The following is a 15,581-nucleotide window of genomic DNA, read 5'->3' on the forward strand; positions in this document are numbered from 1 at the left end:
CGTGCGGCAAATCCGTTATAGCACCGCTGCCGGTGGGCTGGGCCCGCCGCTTTGATCTTTGATCCGTGTATCCGCCCCGCAGAATGCTTGCAAAGAGAATGAGGTCGTTGCGATGAAGATTGATGGAAACGCTGTGCGTCCCGGCAATGTGATCGAGCATAAGGGCGGCCTGTGGCGCGCCGTGAAAATCCAGCACACCCAGCCCGGCAAGGGCGGCGCCTACCTGCAGGTGGAACTGAAAAACCTGAAGGACGGCACCAAGATGAACGAACGTTTCCGGTCATCGGAAAAGGTCGAGCGCGTGCGTCTGGAACAGAAGGATTATCAGTATCTTTTTGCCGATGGCGGCATGTTCACTTTCATGGACACGGCTACCTATGAACAGATCCTCATTTCCGAGGACGATATCGGTGATGATGCCGTTTTTCTGCAGGACGGCATGGATGTGGTGATTGAATTTCACGAGGAAACGCCTCTCGGCATTTCCCTGCCGGAAAAGGTAACGTTGACCGTTACCGGGACCGAGCCGGTGGTCAAAGGCCAGACAGCAGCCAGTTCCTACAAGCCCGCGCTGCTGGACAACGGCCTACGCATCATGGTGCCGCCTTTCGTCAATCAGGGCGACAAGGTGATTGTCGCCACTGCTGAACGGGAATATACCGGCCGCGCCGACTGAGACCCGTTTGCTCAATTGAAGCCGCTTGAGTGCCCTCATTGACGAGGGCGATCTTCGTCATAACCGTTCTGTTTCAGGAGAAGTCCGATGGCGCATCGCAGCGCTCTGATCAACGTCATGGTGTCGGCCGCCATGAAGGCCAGCCGGGGCCTGCGCCGGGACTTTGGCGAGGTGGAGCATTTGCAGGTCTCGAAAAAAGGACCGTCGGACTTTGTTTCGGTCGCGGACCGGCGGGCTGAAAAAGTCCTGTTTGAAGAGCTGCACCGCGCGCGTCCCGATTTCGGTTTCCTGATGGAAGAAAGCGGCGAGGTGAAAGGCAAGCGCGCGGATGTTCGTTTTCTGATCGACCCGCTCGACGGTACGACCAACTTCCTGCACTCCGTTCCTCATTTCGCGACCACGGTCGCGGTGGAGGAAAGGGGCGAGATTATCGCCGGCGTCATCTATGCGCCGCTGACGGATGAACTGTTCTGGGCCGAACGGGGTGTCGGCGCCTATCTGAACGATACCCGTCTGCGTGTCTCCGGGCGCGGCAAAATGGACGATGCGCTTCTGGCCACCGGCATTCCGTTCCGTGGCCGGGACGGGCATGATGCCTTCCGGGCGGAGCTGTCGGAAATGATGACCTCTGTCGCCGGTGTGCGGCGTTTCGGTGCGGCCACTCTGGATCTCGCCTATGTCGCGGCCGGCCGGTTTGACGGTTTTTGGGAAAGCGGGCTTCAGCCCTGGGACATGGCGGCCGGCATCCTTCTGGTGCGTGAGGCAGGCGGTTATGTGACGGATATGACCGGCGGCCAGAAAATGCTGGAACGGGGCGACATCATTGCCGCTAATGACCGCCTGCATGCCCCCATTGAGCGGGTGATCAAGCGCGCCCGCCGCAAGCTGGCGGATGCCTGAGCGGTTATACGCGCCGTCGGCAGGTGTTGTTCGGCGCTGAACGGGGCGGTATCGCGGTGCCTATCTCGGCACCGGGCTCCGTTTCCCGCGCATGAGCATACAGCCACTGGCAGGGTCGGTTATGAAAACGATCCATGCCACGCGCTTCCATGTCTGTCAGACCATTATGATCGCGCAGGGCCTGTCTCCGGGGTGGTCCGGCGTATTCGGTTCGCCGGAAGAAACCGATTTTTGCACCGGGATTGCCGGCTTTGTCTGTGGATATCCGGTGACTCCGCAAAAAGACGGTAAGCAACCCCCTTGTTTGCCTCACTTTTGCCCTTAAAGTGGGGTGGCTTAGGCGGCAGGAGGGCTGATTTGTGCAGAAACCGCGTACATTCCTGATCCGGATGACCCTGTTTGTCGGGGTTGTTGTCCTGCTGGCTGTCGCCCTGCGGCAGGCGCTGATGGGGGCATTTCTCGCGAATGTCGTGCTTAACGGTGTGATCCTCGGCGTGCTTGTCATCGGCATTGCGTATGCTTACCGCCGGGTTGTCGACCTGAACACGGAACTGGACTGGATCGCCGCCTTCAAGCGGATTGACGGGGCCGGCACATCGGTCACGCCGCGTCTGATGGCGCCTGCCGCCGCGTTGCTTGCCGCCTCGCAGGAAGGGGGCATGCGGCTGACGGCGCAGTCCATGCGGTCCGTACTGGACGGTATCGCCTCCCGGCTGGAGGAAAGCCGCGAGATCAGCAAATATCTGACCGGTCTTTTGGTCTTTCTTGGTCTTCTTGGGACCTTTTGGGGGCTGCTTGGCACCATTGGCGCCATCGGTGGCACCATCAAGGGGCTGACGGTGGACGGCAGTGACATGGCGCTGATGTTCGATGAGCTGAAAGCCGGTCTGGAAGCGCCGCTCGGCGGCATGGGGACGGCATTTTCCTCCTCGCTCTTCGGGCTGGCCGGGTCGCTTGTGCTTGGTTTCATGGACTTGCAGGCCAGTCAGGCGCAGACCCGTTTTTATAATGAGGTCGAGGACTGGCTGGCCGGCGCGACCAAGCTGTCCCGTGCCGATGAGGAAGAAGGCCCGAACGCCTATATGGCGGCGTTGATGGAACAGACGGCGGACGGTATCGACCGTCTGAACCGTACCCTGCAACGCTCGCAGGAGGGCAGCGGCGAGATGGAGGCAGGCTTGCGCGCTATCGCTGAGTCCGTTGCCGCCCTTGCCGACAGGCTCCAGGGGCAGGATGAGGCACTGGCCCGGGCAGAGGAAACCAATCGCAAGCTGCTGCTGGCCATGGAACGGATGACCCGTATAGAGGACCGCCCGCCACCGGCCCCTGTGCCCGCCCTGGACGCGGCCAGCAAGGAACATATCCGCAATCTGGATGTGGGCCTGAAACGCCTGACCGAGGCACAAGCGCGCCAGTCCGAGCGGATGCTGGAGGATTTGCGCGACGACATTAAACTGCTGGCGCGCACGCTGGCTGCCGGTATGGACAGCGCGCGGCTGACCGCCCGCCGCCCGGGGCCAAAAGACCAGCCGAAACCGGGGCCGCATCAGCCCGTCGTTGATGCAACCGCCGAGGCCGCCGCCCATCCGGGGTTAAGTGCCGTCGGCGGTACGCCCGCAACCGGGGACAGGATCGCGAGTAAACCCAAAAAGGGTGAAAGCGCATGATCACCGCCCGGCGGCGCGGCGGCCTAGGCGGGCAGGACACCAGTTGGCCCGGATTTGTCGACGCGCTGTCCACGTTGCTGATGGTGATCATTTTCCTGCTCAGCATTTTCGTGCTGGGGCAGTTTTTCCTGGGACAGGCCCTGACGGGACGCGAGCAACTTCTCGCGGAGTTGCGCGGACAGGTGTTGCAGCTCGGCAATCTTCTGCGCATGGAACAGCAGGCCAATATGGCCCTGCGGGACAGCATGGCGGAATTGTCCGCCTCTCTCACCGCCGCCAATACGGAGCGGGACCGCCTGACCGGCAGTCTCTCCGACGCGGAAGCCGCGCTTGCCGCCACACGGGCCCAGCTTGAGGAATTGACCCTCAGCCGCGACACGTTGACGGCCCTGTCGGACCGGTTGCAACGCGACTATGACGAAGCCAGCACCGCATTGGAAGAAGAACGCCGCCTGTCGCAAAGCGCCCGGTCGGAAGTGGCGCGCCTGCGCAACAGCCTGCAGGCCCTGCAGGAACAGCTTGCCCGGCTTGAAGCCGCGCTTGAGGCCAGTGAGGAGCGGGATCGCCGTAACCGCGCCGTCATCGTCGATATGGGCCGCCGTCTGAACCGTGCACTCGCCAGCAAGGTCGAGGAATTGGCGGGCTACCGGTCGGAATTTTTCGGGCGCCTGAAAGATGTGCTGTCCTCACGGCCTGAAATCCGCATCGAAGGGGATCGTTTCGTTTTTGCATCCGAACTACTGTTTGAAAGCGGTCGTGCGGAACTGGGTCCCGAAGGGCGGGCGGAGCTGCGCAAATTCGCCGAAACCCTGCTGACCATTGCGGCTGACATTCCGGTCGACCTTAACTGGGTCCTGCGGGTGGACGGCCATACCGACCGGCGGCCGATCGCGACGGCACGCTTTCGCAGCAACTGGGACCTGAGTGCGGCGCGCGCCATTTCGGTCGTGGAATTTCTGACGAGCGTCGGCGTACCGGCGGAGCGTCTGGCGGCGACCGGTTTTGGCGAGCATCAGCCCCTTGATGCCGGCGATAATGATGTGGCCTATGCCCGCAACCGGCGTATCGAAATGCGTCTGACCCAACGATAACGTCCAAGCATGATTGGAAGCCGTACCATGCGCGTGCGCCATCTTGTTCTGGCTGCTTTGTCTTTATGCGCCTGCCTGGCGGTCAATGCCGATGATGCCCCGTTGCAAACGCTGGCAGGGCAGATCGCTGACGGCGATCATAAAGGTGTCACCGGCATGATGGTCTCCATGCACGGCAGGGTCGCCGCCGAGGTGTACGCCCCCGGCAAGGGACCGGATACGCGTCATGACATCCGCTCCGCCACCAAAAGCATTACGGCGCTTCTGATCGGTATTCTCAGGGATGGGGGCAGGCTGAAGGGGATCAAGACACGTTTTGACGACATTTTACCGGACAGTTTTGCTCACATGTCGCCGGATGATGCACGGCGGGATCTCCACCTTGTCGACGCGCTCACCATGCGCACGGGCCTTGCCTGCGACGACTGGTCTCCGGCGTCTCTCGGTCATGAAGACAAGATGTACAAGACGAAGGATTGGGGCCGCTTTTTGCTGAGCCAGCCGCTTGCATATGAAATCGGCAGACATTTCAGTTATTGCACCGGCGGCGTCGTGCTATTGGGCCGGGTGATCGAAACGCTGTCCGGTGAACCGGTGCCCGAGTTTGCCGAGGCGCGGCTGTTTGCCCCCCTCGGCATCGACGGCGCACGGTGGGAAAAGACCCCGGCAGGTCACACCGATACCGGCGGGCACCTGCGCCTCAGTTTGGGGGCTCTTCACCGTATCGGGCAACTGGTGCTGGCGGAAGGGCGCTGGCAGGACCGCACCATCGTCTCCGCCGACTGGGTTGAGACCATGCTGAAAGAGCGGACCAGGGTACCGGGACGTGGCTCCACTTACGGCTATCTCTGGTGGCGCAATACCATCCCTCACAACGGCAGGACCTATGAGACGGTCTATGCCCACGGCAATGGCGGTACCTTCATTTTCGTTTTGCCGGAAGCCGGTATCGTTGCGGCTTTTACCGGTACGAATTTCAACAATGCCAAACGCCAGTTTCAGCCGGCTGAATGGCTGTATTCCACCATCGTGCCCGCCCTTGTGGGCAAACAGGATCAGCCCTAGACATCCCCGAACTGCAGGTCGGCAAGGCGTTTGTAAAGCCCGCCCTGTCTGACCAGCTCGTCGTGGCGGCCTTCGGCGACGATGCGTCCCTGATCCATCACGACGATCCTGTCGACGGATTTTACCGTCGCTAGCCGGTGCGCGATGACAAGCGTGGTGCGTCCCTTCATCAGACGGGTGAGGGCCTGTTGCACCTTTTGTTCGCTTTCGGCGTCAAGCGCGCTGGTGGCTTCGTCCAGCAGCAGGATGGGCGCGTCGCGCAGCAGTGCCCTGGCAATGGCGATGCGCTGCCGCTGCCCGCCGGACAGGCGTGTCCCCCGCTCGCCGAGGAATGTGTCGAAGCCATCCGGCGACGCCTCGATAAAGTCGTGGGCGGCGGCGGCCTTGGCTGCATCGACAACTTCGTCACGGGTTGCTTCCAGCCGTCCGTAGCGGATATTTTCCGCCACACTGTCGGCGAAAATAATGGTGTCCTGCGGTACGAAGCTGAGAGTCCGGCGGAACTGCGTCGGGTCGGTGTCGGCGATGTTCGTGCCGTCAATGGTCACGTGCCCGTTGTCCGGGTCGTAAAACCGCAGCAGAAGCTGCAGCACGGTTGATTTTCCCGCGCCCGATGGACCGACAAGGGCGACGGTCTCGCCTGGGCGAACATGCAGGGTGAAGTCCGTAAGGGCGGCCTGTCCCGGCTTGGACGGATAGGCAAAGGTGACATCGTCGAAACGGATGTTGCCCGTGACCGGCTGCGGCAGGGCTTTCGGCTTGGCAGGTGCCTTGATTCGGCTTTCCGCCGACAACAGCTCGGCCAGCCTTCCGGCAGCCCCGGCGGCACGCTGGAGATCGCTGTAAATTTCCGACAGGGCACCGAAGGCGCCGGCGACGAAAACGGCGCGCATGATGAAGGCCAGAATTTCGCCCGGTGTCATCTTCCCGGCGATCACATCCTGTGCCCCCTGATACATGACCAGTGCGATGGCGCCGAAAATCATGAAGATCAGCAGACCGGTCAGTGCCGCGCGCACCATAATGCGCAGGCGCGCCACGGAAAAGGCGGCGTCCACCTGTGCGCCGAAACGCTCGGCCTCGGCACTTTCCCGCGTGAAGGCCTGTACGATGGACAGGGCGGCAAGCGATTCGTTGGCCTTGGCGCCCACGTCGGCCACACGGTCCTGACTGCGCCGCGAAAGGGTGCGCACCCGCCGCCCGACGATGATGGCCGTGGCGATCACCAGTGGAATCACGATGGCGATCAGCCCCATCAATTTGGGGTTCATCACGAAAAGCCAGACGGTGCCGCCGATGGCGATCAGGAAATTGCGTGCCCAGACCGACATGGACGATCCCACGATGGTTTGTACCAGTGTTGTGTCCGCCGTGAGACGGGAGACGATTTCCCCCGGACTGTTGGTTTCGAAAAACTCCGGGCTGAGGCTGATCAGGCGTTCATAAACCGCCTTGCGGATATCCGCGACGACCCGCTCGCCCAGCCACGTCACAAAGAAAAAGCGCAGCGCGGTCGCGGCCGCCAGTACCGTGACGATGATTACGAACAGGAAGAAGTGATCCTCGATCGCCCCGGCCTCGGCACGGGTAAACCCTTTGTCGACAATGCTCTGGATGGCCGTCGGGACGATCAGGACCGTCACGGCGCTGATGATGAGGAAGAACCCGGCCAGCGAAAGTTCAAGCGGATAGCGGCGAATGTAGAGCCACAATGTCCTCAGGTTTGTAAGTCGCCCCTTTGGCGGCTCATGCTCCTGACGGATGGCCGTATCGCTCATACGAATCCCCTGTTATTATTGGCCGGCTATTATTGATCAGCCCGTTTTGACGCAGCGCCATATGTAGGCAGTCTGTCGCCATCCGGCAATGTCTTCGGTGACGGTGGAATATATTTGTTCCGCTGGGCGCAGGAGCGTGGTTCCCGCGATTGGAAAGCCGGACTGGGATCGCTGCGTGTACGCGACCGGCAAACCCGGCCCGTAAACTTCCGGATCAGCCTGTTTTGGTCTTGCAATCGGGGCCTGCCTCGCTTATATAGCCGCCTCGTTTCAAAACGAAGGACGAACCGATGAAACAGGATATTCATCCCGAGTACCACACCATCAAGGTTGTGATGACCGACGGGACGACTTTTGAGACCCGCTCGACCTGGGGCTCGGAAGGCGACACGCTGACGCTTGAGATCGATCCGAAATCCCATCCGGCTTGGACCGGTGGCGGTCGCACCGTTGTTGAGGGCGGTCAGGTCGCGCGCTTCAAGAAGCGCTTCGGCTCTTTCTCACTTAAAAAGTAATCTTTTAGCGATTGTTGTCCGGGGGCGCCGTGGTTTTGCCACGGCGCCCCCGGGCATTTACGGACGCTCCGTTCAGGCCTGTTTCGCCAGGGCTTGAAACCGCGTTTCGTCCTCCCCACATCTGTCATGTCCGGTTGCCGCAAAGCGGGATCGGAACGTTATTCGCCCGGCCGTATGGCGGGCTGTTTTTAAACGTTGCTCATGATTTAGGAGGACGACAATGACTCGTTTTGACCTTTCCCCCCTGATGCGCAGTTCGGTCGGCTTTGACCATTTGAACCGTCTGATCGATACGGCGTTAAGCGGCGATACGACGCCGTCCTATCCGCCCTACAATATCGAAAAGTTGGGCGAGGACGACTATCGTATCACCATGGCTGTTGCCGGCTTTAGCCCCGATGAGTTGACCGTCACCGTGCAGGAAAGCACGCTGATCGTTTCCGGTCGGGCCAAGGACGGCGATGACACCACGCGGTACCTGCACCGTGGTATTGCCAAGCGCGCGTTCGAGCGCCGGTTCGAATTGGCCGACACGGTTCAGGTTGGTGCCGCCAAGCTTGAAAACGGCCTGCTTGAAGTGGCCCTGCAACGCGTGATCCCCGACCATAAGAAGCCCCGCACGATCGAGATCCGCGCGGAGCGGCCGGCAGAGCCCAAAACCATTGAAGCCGACGCCGCCTAAGGCTGCCATTTGCTGATAGGGTGCATGTCCGCAGCATGACCGGTCGTTTAGGTGAAGATCGGAAAGCATGTGGCCCGGAGATGCCCCCTGTCAGACTGATGGACACTGTTTCCTCGCTGTGTGCGGCCAGAGGCGCTCGGGCCTCTGCCCCCTGTGGTCCGGATCAGGCCGCACAGTCCTGGACGGGTTCGCCTTTACGCGACCCGTCCCTTTTTGCATCTGCTGTCCACCGGTTCGGCTGTGTAAACGGATATCCCTAGGCTTTGCCTGAAAACAAGGCGTCCGCAGCCTTGCGGGTATCGGCCCTGGCGGCCAGAGCGGCCTCTGTCCGGACGATTTCGCTCTTCAGACGTCTGATACGGGTTTCCAGTTCCGCGACCCCCAAGGCGTCAAGCGCTTCGTTTTCCACCGTACTCAAACTGTCTCCGGCCGGGGTCGGCCGATCGTCTTCCAGGTCCATTCCGTATCTCCCGTCGTGTCATCATCGTGCATATCTCTGTGAAAGTTTGCCAAGGACCGGGGGACTTGTCACTGTGTCCGTTGGTGTTGATCTGCCCTTCCGCCGGCAGAAAGCAGGGAGACGGAATCATATGAAAGCCATTATTGCCAGCGAGCCCGGCGGCGCCGATATGCTCCAGCTCGTGGACAGGCCGAAGCCGGTGCCCGGCCCGGGTGAGGTGTTGATCCGTGTGGCCGCGGCCGGGGTTAACCGCCCTGACATCGTGCAGCGTCAGGGGCTTTACCCCCCGCCGCCCGGCGCATCCGATATTCTGGGACTGGAAGTGTCGGGCACGGTGGATGCCCTAGGCGAAGGGGTGGACGGCGTGGCCGTCGGGGCCGATGTTTGCGCGCTGGTGACAGGCGGCGGATACGCCGAATATTGCACGGCGCCGACCGAAACGGTCCTGCCCGTCCCGCATGGTATGGATATTGTGGATGCGGCCGGTCTGCCGGAGACGTATTTTACCGTTTGGTCCAATGTATTTGACCGCGGGCGTCTGCAATCCGGTGAGCGGCTTCTTGTTCATGGCGGTTCATCGGGGATCGGCACGGCGGCTGTTCAGTTGGCCAAGGCTTTCGGCGCCTGGGTGGCGACAACCGTGGGGTCGGAGGAAAAAGCCGATTTCGTCCGTGCGCTCGGCGCCGATCTGGTCATCAATTACAAAAGGGACGATTTTGTCAGCGTGCTGGCGGATGCGACGGGCGGTAAGGGGGTTGATGTGGTTCTGGATATGGTCGGCGGCGATTATGTGCCGCGCAATATCGCGGCCATGGCACCGGACGGTCGGCATGTGTCCATCGCCTTTCTGCGGGGACCGCAGGTGGCGTTCAACATGCTGCCGGTGATGCTGAAACGCCTGACCCTGACGGGCAGCACGCTGCGTCCGCGCGACAGTGCATTCAAGGGGGCGATCGCAGGGGCATTGCAGACGCATGTGTGGCCGTTGTTTGAAGGTGGCGGGTTGCGCAGCGTGACGGATACGGTTTTACCGCTTGCTGAAGCTAGTGCCGCCCACGGCCGCATGGAAGACGGCAGTCATATGGGTAAGATTCTTCTCAGCACGGCTTGAAACCGTGAGCCGGATCAGCTTGTCTTTTCCCAGAGCCGGCGGCCTCTGAAACGGACGTGCTTTGCCGGTGACAGTCCGGCAAGGACCTGTTACATAGAAATCTAGGGAATTGTTCTTCCCCCTTTTCCTGATGCTTTTGCCATGCGAGAAAAGGCAGACGGCGCTGCCGTCTGAATGGCATGCGTTTATCCTGCGTCTCGGGGTAAGGCAGGCTATGGGCATCCGGAACCGGTGGAAGACAGCCAACAGATTTTAAGTGGATACAGTTATGACCCAAATCCTGATGCCGATGGCAACAGCCGTGTGGCTGGTCGACAATACGGCCCTGACATTCCGGCAGATTGCCGAGTTCTGCGGTGTGCATGAACTGGAAATACAGGGTGTTGCCGATGGAACCATTGCCGCTCATATCGTGGGTCAGGACCCGACGGTGAACGGCCAGCTTACCCGGGCGGAGATCGACCGCTGCCAGGCGGATCCCAATGCCCGTTTGACGCTGACCCGACACGATGTGGAAACCAAACCCCGGACCAAGGGCCCCCGCTATACACCGGTGTCCAAGCGGCAGGACAAACCCGACGCGATTGCCTGGCTGATCCGTCACCACCCCGAATTGTCCGATCTGCAGATCAGCCGTCTTGTCGGTACGACCAAACCGACCATTCAGGCCATTCGTGACCGCAGCCACTGGAATATGTCCAATATTCGTCCGCAGGACCCCGTTGGCCTCGGCCTGTGCCGTCAGACGGAGCTGGACGAGGCTGTGCGCCATGCCGCCGCCCGGCGTGAAAAGATGGGCGGTGCGCCCGCCGGTTCCGATGATGTTTCCGATGACGATGCCGCCGGCACCACCATTCTGCCCGTAGCAGGTGATGAGACCGACGATGCCCCTTCAGCGGCGGACGGTCCGCAGGACACTTCAGCCGGCCCGGACGAGACGACGACGGTCTGATAGCAGCCCTGCGGTCTGTTTCGTTACATTGAAGACAACAATTGCCAGGCGTGACCTCTGTCGGTCACGCCTGCGGCGTTTCAGGGCAGGGGGACTGCATCCTGTTCAGTTTGAGGGGTGCGTGTGAAACAGGGCTCTGACTAATGCTGTGTTTCCAGCCGTGAGAGCTCTTCCTTTAATCGGAGTTTTCTGCGCTTTAGCTGTGTTATTCGCAATGTGTCCGGATGGGGACGCAGTTCTTCCCGGGCGATGGTGCTTTCAATCTCAGCATGTTTGGCATTCAGGCGTTCGACATGCGCATTCAGGCTCATGTTTTATACTCCTTTGCTTGATTGATGTTCCCGGACTCTCCATTCAGCACCATGGCTGCCCCGTTGTCACGAAAAACATTTGCCTTGCGGAAAACACCCCTTACCTTCCGGTACTTAAAGCCAGCCATCGGCATGGGTAAGACTTCATCCTGTAAAGGGAAAGCCATGCCTGAAGGAGACTCGTGTGGCCGATAACGGGAAACGGTTGATTATTGCCATAACAGGGGCCAGCGGCGCGGTTTACGGCCTGCGGGCTCTTGAGTTGCTGCGGGACCAGCCGGTGGAAACCCATCTGGTTTTATCCAGGGCGGGCGAGCGGACACTGGTTGAGGAAACCGGCCGGTCTGTCAGCAGTGTGCGGGATCTGGCGGACAGGCAGTATCCGGCGGCCGATATCGGCGCCGCGATTGCCAGCGGTTCCTACATAACCGCAGGCATGCTGGTGGCGCCCTGTTCGATACGAACCATGGGGGAAATTGCCACCGGTGTGACGGCCAGCCTGGTCAGCCGGGCTGCCGATGTCGTTCTCAAGGAACGCCGCAGGCTGGTACTGATGGTGCGGGAAACGCCCCTGCACACCGGTCATTTGCGCACAATGACGGCTTTGAGCGAAATGGGGGCCGTCATCGCCCCGCCGGTTCCGGCATTTTACACCCGGCCGAAGGATGTGGATGACCTTGTCACCCAGACGGTGGCGCGGATGCTTGATCTTTTCGACGTTGCGGTGCCGGATCTGCGGCGCTGGCGGGCGGAAGACTGAAACCGGGGTCGCCCGTGTGAGGGTCGGCAGGCGATGCCTTTCCCGCCCATTTTGTCACTGTGGCAGCAACAGTGCGATGGTCCTGTCCCACTGGGCGCGGCCACCGGGCAGTCCATCCGGGTCCAGATGGCGGCGATACGGGTCAAAGGGATCGGCGCTTAAAGGTACCGTCACGCCAAGTGCCGAGACCAGTGCGGCCTGGCAGGTCTTTTCCGTTTCCAGCTCTTTGTCCTTGATGGCCTCATATCCCGGGTGACCTTTCAGGGCGCGCCGTCTGGCTCTCAGCGGGCCAAGTATGTGCCGTTGCCAGCGGGATGATACGGCTATCAGTTGTGTCCATGACTGTGTGTCCGGCATTCGGCCCTGTGCGGCCAACCATGCGGTAAGCAGCAGCAGATTGACATCGGCGCCCAGCCTGTCCTGGGCGTCAAGGCAGGCATCTGCGACATCCGGACGAGCATAGAGGGCAAGGGAAAACGCCCAGAAATCGTCCGCCCTCGTGGGAGCGTCCCGCACGGTCTTTTTGATACCGGGCGGCTTTTCTTCTATGGGTCCTGTCTTCATGCTATAGTGGCAATATTATCAGGTCGGTGTTGACAGGGAAGGGTGTTGCTATGTTTGAGGGGGTTGTCGGCATGGACGAAACAGCGATCCGGGGGCGTTTGTCCGCCGTGATGCAGGAACACCGCGATCTGGATGATGCAATCACGGCCCTTGAGCGGGCCGGCACCTTCAACCAGTTGCAGGTGCAGCGCATGAAAAAGCGTAAATTGCTGCTGAAAGACCAGATCAACACCCTGCAGACCATGCTGGTCCCCGATATTATCGCCTGAAAGCCACACCGTCTGAAAGCCACACCGCCTGAGAGCCACGGTATCGGCCATTTTTACCATCTGCAATTTGTGACATCCGATACCCACCCTCATTCAGGGCGCTTGGACTTTTCCGACACCGGTATTTTAAAGAGGCCCGGCCTGCCGCGGGCGGCGCGGTTTTCCGTCAACGGACGGCATTTTCCCCTTTGATGGCTTTTTTGTTGGCATACATGGCTTCGTCCGCGCGTGCCAGCGCTGTTTCAGGCGCATCGTCGCTTCGGAAGGTGTAGGTGCCGTAAGCCAGATTGACCGCATGCTGTGTGCCATTGATGGTCAGCGGTGTTTGCCGGACAAGGGCCGCCAGGTCTTCCGCTTTGCGCCGGCCGGTTTCCTCGTCCGCCTGGGCCAGAATCACGCCAAATTCATCCCCGCCCAGACGCGCGACGGTATCCGTGCCGCGAATGTTGTCGGACAATGTGCGGGCGACATGGAGCAAAGCCTTGTCCCCGGCTTCATGACCATATGTGTCATTGATCACCTTCATGTCGTTCAGGTCTATGAACATCACCGTTGAGGGCGCTCCGTACCGTTCCGCGAAGGATATCATCCGGTTCAATTCGCGTACGAATGCACGTCTGTTGGGTACGGGCAACAGGGTGTCCATGTCGGCCAGGTCTTCCAGTTCGCGCAGGCGTCTGTTGGCCGCATCAAGATCCCTGCGCAATGTATCCACCTCGCCGATCAGTGTGACGATGGCCTTGTGGACACTTGGTGTCAGCTCGCCTGACGGGATGCCAAGGGTTTCAACCGTGTCGGTGATCGACCGCGGGGCTGAGGCCGCGCGCGCCTCGCCACGCGACAAGGGACGGCTTTCCGCCGTGCGCCTGATGCCGGCAGTTGCTGCGCCTTCTATCGGATTGGCGATTTTCATGCGTTCTTACAGGCCTTTGCCCTAAGCCCCGTGTCTGCGCACCAGTATGCCCGCTTTCCGATTCCCATGACAAGGCCGGGACATTACGGGGGCTATGATCCTGTGCAGTATCGGCAACTGTGCTTGCATCGCTGCAAGCGATTTCTATAATCGCGCTTCCGCTTATCACTTGGGATATGCCAGTCAAGCCCACGCTTATGCAAGAGTCAGCGCCCCTAGTTGGAATCATCATGGGCAGTCAGTCCGACTGGCCGACCATGAAACATGCCGCCGAAGTGCTGGATGCGCTGGGCGTTGCTTACGAAGCCCGGATCGTCTCGGCGCACCGCACGCCTGACAGATTGTATGATTATGCCGGCAGTGCCCGTTCGCGGGGGCTGAAATGCCTGATCGCCGGTGCAGGCGGTGCGGCGCATTTGCCGGGTATGGCGGCGGCCATGACACCGCTGCCTGTTTTCGGTGTGCCTGTGGAAAGCCACAGCCTTAAGGGACAGGACAGTCTTTTGTCCATCGTTCAAATGCCGGGCGGGGTCCCTGTCGGAACCCTTGCCATCGGCAAGGCCGGGGCCATCAATGCCGGCCTGCTTGCGGCCGGCGTTCTGGCTCTGATGGATGACGCGCTGGCCGGGCGTCTCGACGACTGGCGGGCCGCTCAAACGGCCGGTGTGGCCGAAATTCCCGTGACCGCAACCTCGGATGAAGGGTGAGGCGGTGCCCCGGACCGCAAGAAAATCGTCTGAATATGTTCCGCCGGGCAGCATGATCGGCATTCTCGGCGGCGGGCAGCTTGGGCGTATGATGGCCATGGCGGCCGCGCAGCTGGGATACCGCTGCCATGTTTTCACGGATAAGGACAACAGCCCGGCGGCGGATGTCAGCGCACAGACAACCGTTGCCCCCTTCGATGATATGGAGGCCCTGGACCGGTTCGCCCGGTCGGTCGCCGTGGCGACGTATGAATTTGAACACATTCCCCTGGCCAGTGTCGAGCGCGTTGCCGCCAGGGTGCCGGTGCGGCCCGGTATCAATGCCCTTGCCGTCGCCCAGGACCGCCTGTCCGAGAAGACATTTCTGCGGGATACCGGTATCGACATCGCCCCGTTTGAGCCCGTCGACGATGCGGACGCCCTGAAACGCGCGGTTGACCGGCTGGGCCTGCCGTGTGTCGCGAAAAGGCGCCTGTGGGGATATGACGGTAAAGGGCAAACCATGATCCGGCGTGCCTCCGATATCAAAAAAGCGGCGGCCATGCTGGAGGGTACGGCCGGTGTGGTGGAAGGCTTTGTCGATTTTGAACGTGAGGTCAGTGTTATCATTGCCCGGACAGGGGCGGGCGATATTTCCGCATATCCCCTGTGCCACAATATCCATGCCGAGCATGTTCTGCGCGAAACCCATGTGCCGTCAGGCCTGCCGGAGCCGCAAATGGCACAGGCGAAGGTCATGGCGACCCGCATCGCCAATGCGCTGGACTATGTTGGTCTGTTGACGGTGGAAATGTTTTCCCTGAGCAGTGGCGGACTGGTGGTCAATGAATTAGCGCCCAGGGTGCATAACAGTGGCCACTGGACCATAGAAGGCGCCGTCACAAGTCAGTTTGAACAGCATATCCGCGCTATCTGCGGCCTGCCGCTGGGCTGTGTGCGGGTGCGTGGGCCGGTGCGTATGCGTAATCTGCTTGGGACCGAGATTGACAGGGTGCCGACATTTCTGTCCGACCCGGGCGCCCATGTGCACGATTATGGCAAGGGCAAACCCGTGCCCGGCCGCAAGATGGGCCATGTGACATGGGTTGACGCTCAGGTGCCGGAGGTAACGGCCTGACACGTGTTTCCGATTTTGTCAGTTCTTGCGCACGGAATGCCTG

18 protein-coding genes are annotated in these 15,581 nt (G+C 60.8%); 13 read left to right on the forward strand and 5 right to left on the reverse strand.

The features are described 5' to 3' along the window. Nucleotides 1-112: 112 nt before the first annotated feature. The 5 genes from efp (at nt 113) to BXY39_RS09610 (ending at nt 5,399) form a co-directional block, all read left to right on the forward strand. On the forward strand, nt 113-676 hold the full coding sequence (efp, locus tag BXY39_RS09590) for an elongation factor P (protein ID WP_121938635.1): 564 nt from the start codon (nt 113-115) through the stop codon (nt 674-676). 87 nt (nt 677-763) lie between these two features. Continuing rightward, nucleotides 764-1,576, forward strand: coding sequence for an inositol monophosphatase family protein (locus BXY39_RS09595; protein WP_121938636.1), 813 nt, complete (start codon nt 764-766; stop codon nt 1,574-1,576). A 359-nt stretch (nt 1,577-1,935) separates the two neighbouring features. Beyond that, the gene (locus tag BXY39_RS09600; protein WP_121938637.1) at nt 1,936-3,243 is read left to right on the forward strand and encodes a flagellar motor protein MotA; all 1,308 of its coding nucleotides are present in this window, start codon (nt 1,936-1,938) and stop codon (nt 3,241-3,243) included. Continuing rightward, nucleotides 3,240-4,334: a peptidoglycan -binding protein gene (locus BXY39_RS09605; protein ID WP_121938638.1), complete on the forward strand. Its 1,095-nt coding sequence runs from the start codon at nt 3,240-3,242 to the stop codon at nt 4,332-4,334. Before BXY39_RS09600 ends, BXY39_RS09605 begins: the two co-directional genes overlap by 4 nt. Before the next feature lie 9 nt (nt 4,335-4,343). Beyond that, nucleotides 4,344-5,399, forward strand: coding sequence for a serine hydrolase domain-containing protein (locus BXY39_RS09610; RefSeq protein WP_121938639.1), 1,056 nt, complete (start codon nt 4,344-4,346; stop codon nt 5,397-5,399). Here BXY39_RS09610 and BXY39_RS09615 read toward each other — a convergent pair. Beyond that, nucleotides 5,396-7,177, reverse strand: coding sequence for an ABC transporter transmembrane domain-containing protein (locus BXY39_RS09615; RefSeq protein WP_121938640.1), 1,782 nt, complete (start codon nt 7,175-7,177; stop codon nt 5,396-5,398). The genes BXY39_RS09610 and BXY39_RS09615 overlap by 4 nt on opposite strands. 290 nt (nt 7,178-7,467) lie before the next feature. Here BXY39_RS09615 and rpmE point away from each other — a divergent pair, with 290 nt between their 5' ends. Continuing rightward, nucleotides 7,468-7,692: a 50S ribosomal protein L31 gene (gene rpmE, locus BXY39_RS09620; protein ID WP_121938641.1), complete on the forward strand. Its 225-nt coding sequence runs from the start codon at nt 7,468-7,470 to the stop codon at nt 7,690-7,692. 220 nt (nt 7,693-7,912) lie between these two features. Further along, on the forward strand, nt 7,913-8,374 hold the full coding sequence (locus BXY39_RS09625; protein WP_121938642.1) for an Hsp20 family protein: 462 nt from the start codon (nt 7,913-7,915) through the stop codon (nt 8,372-8,374). A 256-nt stretch (nt 8,375-8,630) separates the two neighbouring features. Here the strand turns inward: BXY39_RS09625 and BXY39_RS09630 are convergent, their stop codons facing one another. Next, nucleotides 8,631-8,834 carry a DUF1192 domain-containing protein gene (locus BXY39_RS09630; protein ID WP_121938643.1) on the reverse strand — a complete coding sequence of 68 codons (204 nt, stop codon included), beginning with the start codon at nt 8,832-8,834 and terminating at the stop codon, nt 8,631-8,633. 130 nt (nt 8,835-8,964) lie between these two features. Here BXY39_RS09630 and BXY39_RS09635 point away from each other — a divergent pair, with 130 nt between their 5' ends. Both BXY39_RS09635 and BXY39_RS09640 read left to right on the forward strand, forming a co-directional pair. Continuing rightward, nucleotides 8,965-9,945, forward strand: coding sequence for an NAD(P)H-quinone oxidoreductase (locus BXY39_RS09635; protein WP_121938644.1), 981 nt, complete (start codon nt 8,965-8,967; stop codon nt 9,943-9,945). A 268-nt stretch (nt 9,946-10,213) separates the two neighbouring features. Beyond that, the gene (locus tag BXY39_RS09640) at nt 10,214-10,897 is read left to right on the forward strand and encodes a DUF1013 domain-containing protein (RefSeq protein WP_121938645.1); all 684 of its coding nucleotides are present in this window, start codon (nt 10,214-10,216) and stop codon (nt 10,895-10,897) included. A 140-nt stretch (nt 10,898-11,037) separates the two neighbouring features. On the opposite strand, the gene BXY39_RS09645 is transcribed toward BXY39_RS09640, so the two are convergent. Beyond that, nucleotides 11,038-11,208 (reverse strand): YdcH family protein, encoded by a 171-nt coding sequence (locus BXY39_RS09645; protein WP_121938646.1) that lies wholly within the window; start codon nt 11,206-11,208, stop codon nt 11,038-11,040. Between the two features lie 184 nt (nt 11,209-11,392). Between BXY39_RS09645 and BXY39_RS09650 the strand changes: the two genes are divergently transcribed. Then, nucleotides 11,393-11,968: a UbiX family flavin prenyltransferase gene (locus BXY39_RS09650; RefSeq protein WP_121938647.1), complete on the forward strand. Its 576-nt coding sequence runs from the start codon at nt 11,393-11,395 to the stop codon at nt 11,966-11,968. A 54-nt stretch (nt 11,969-12,022) separates the two neighbouring features. On the opposite strand, the gene BXY39_RS09655 is transcribed toward BXY39_RS09650, so the two are convergent. Continuing rightward, the gene (locus tag BXY39_RS09655) at nt 12,023-12,532 is read right to left on the reverse strand and encodes a TIGR02444 family protein (protein WP_121938648.1); all 510 of its coding nucleotides are present in this window, start codon (nt 12,530-12,532) and stop codon (nt 12,023-12,025) included. A 71-nt stretch (nt 12,533-12,603) separates the two neighbouring features. On the opposite strand from BXY39_RS09655, the gene BXY39_RS09660 reads away from it, so the two are divergent. Continuing rightward, complete coding sequence (locus BXY39_RS09660) at nt 12,604-12,801, forward strand: DUF465 domain-containing protein (RefSeq protein WP_121938975.1); 198 nt, start codon at nt 12,604-12,606, stop codon at nt 12,799-12,801. Between the two features lie 166 nt (nt 12,802-12,967). Here BXY39_RS09660 and BXY39_RS19925 read toward each other — a convergent pair whose 3' ends face one another. After that, nucleotides 12,968-13,714 (reverse strand): GGDEF domain-containing protein, encoded by a 747-nt coding sequence (locus BXY39_RS19925; RefSeq protein ID WP_121938649.1) that lies wholly within the window; start codon nt 13,712-13,714, stop codon nt 12,968-12,970. Between the two features lie 197 nt (nt 13,715-13,911). Between BXY39_RS19925 and purE the strand changes: the two genes are divergently transcribed. After that, nucleotides 13,912-14,421 (forward strand): 5-(carboxyamino)imidazole ribonucleotide mutase, encoded by a 510-nt coding sequence (gene purE / locus BXY39_RS09670; RefSeq protein ID WP_121938650.1) that lies wholly within the window; start codon nt 13,912-13,914, stop codon nt 14,419-14,421. 4 nt (nt 14,422-14,425) lie between these two features. After that, nucleotides 14,426-15,538, forward strand: coding sequence for a 5-(carboxyamino)imidazole ribonucleotide synthase (locus tag BXY39_RS09675; protein ID WP_245999032.1), 1,113 nt, complete (start codon nt 14,426-14,428; stop codon nt 15,536-15,538). The last annotated feature ends 43 nt before the right edge of the window (nt 15,539-15,581 follow it).

It is taken from the genome of Eilatimonas milleporae, from assembly GCF_003688555.1.
In the GTDB taxonomy this organism is placed as follows: Bacteria; Pseudomonadota; Alphaproteobacteria; order Sphingomonadales; family Kordiimonadaceae; genus Eilatimonas; species Eilatimonas milleporae.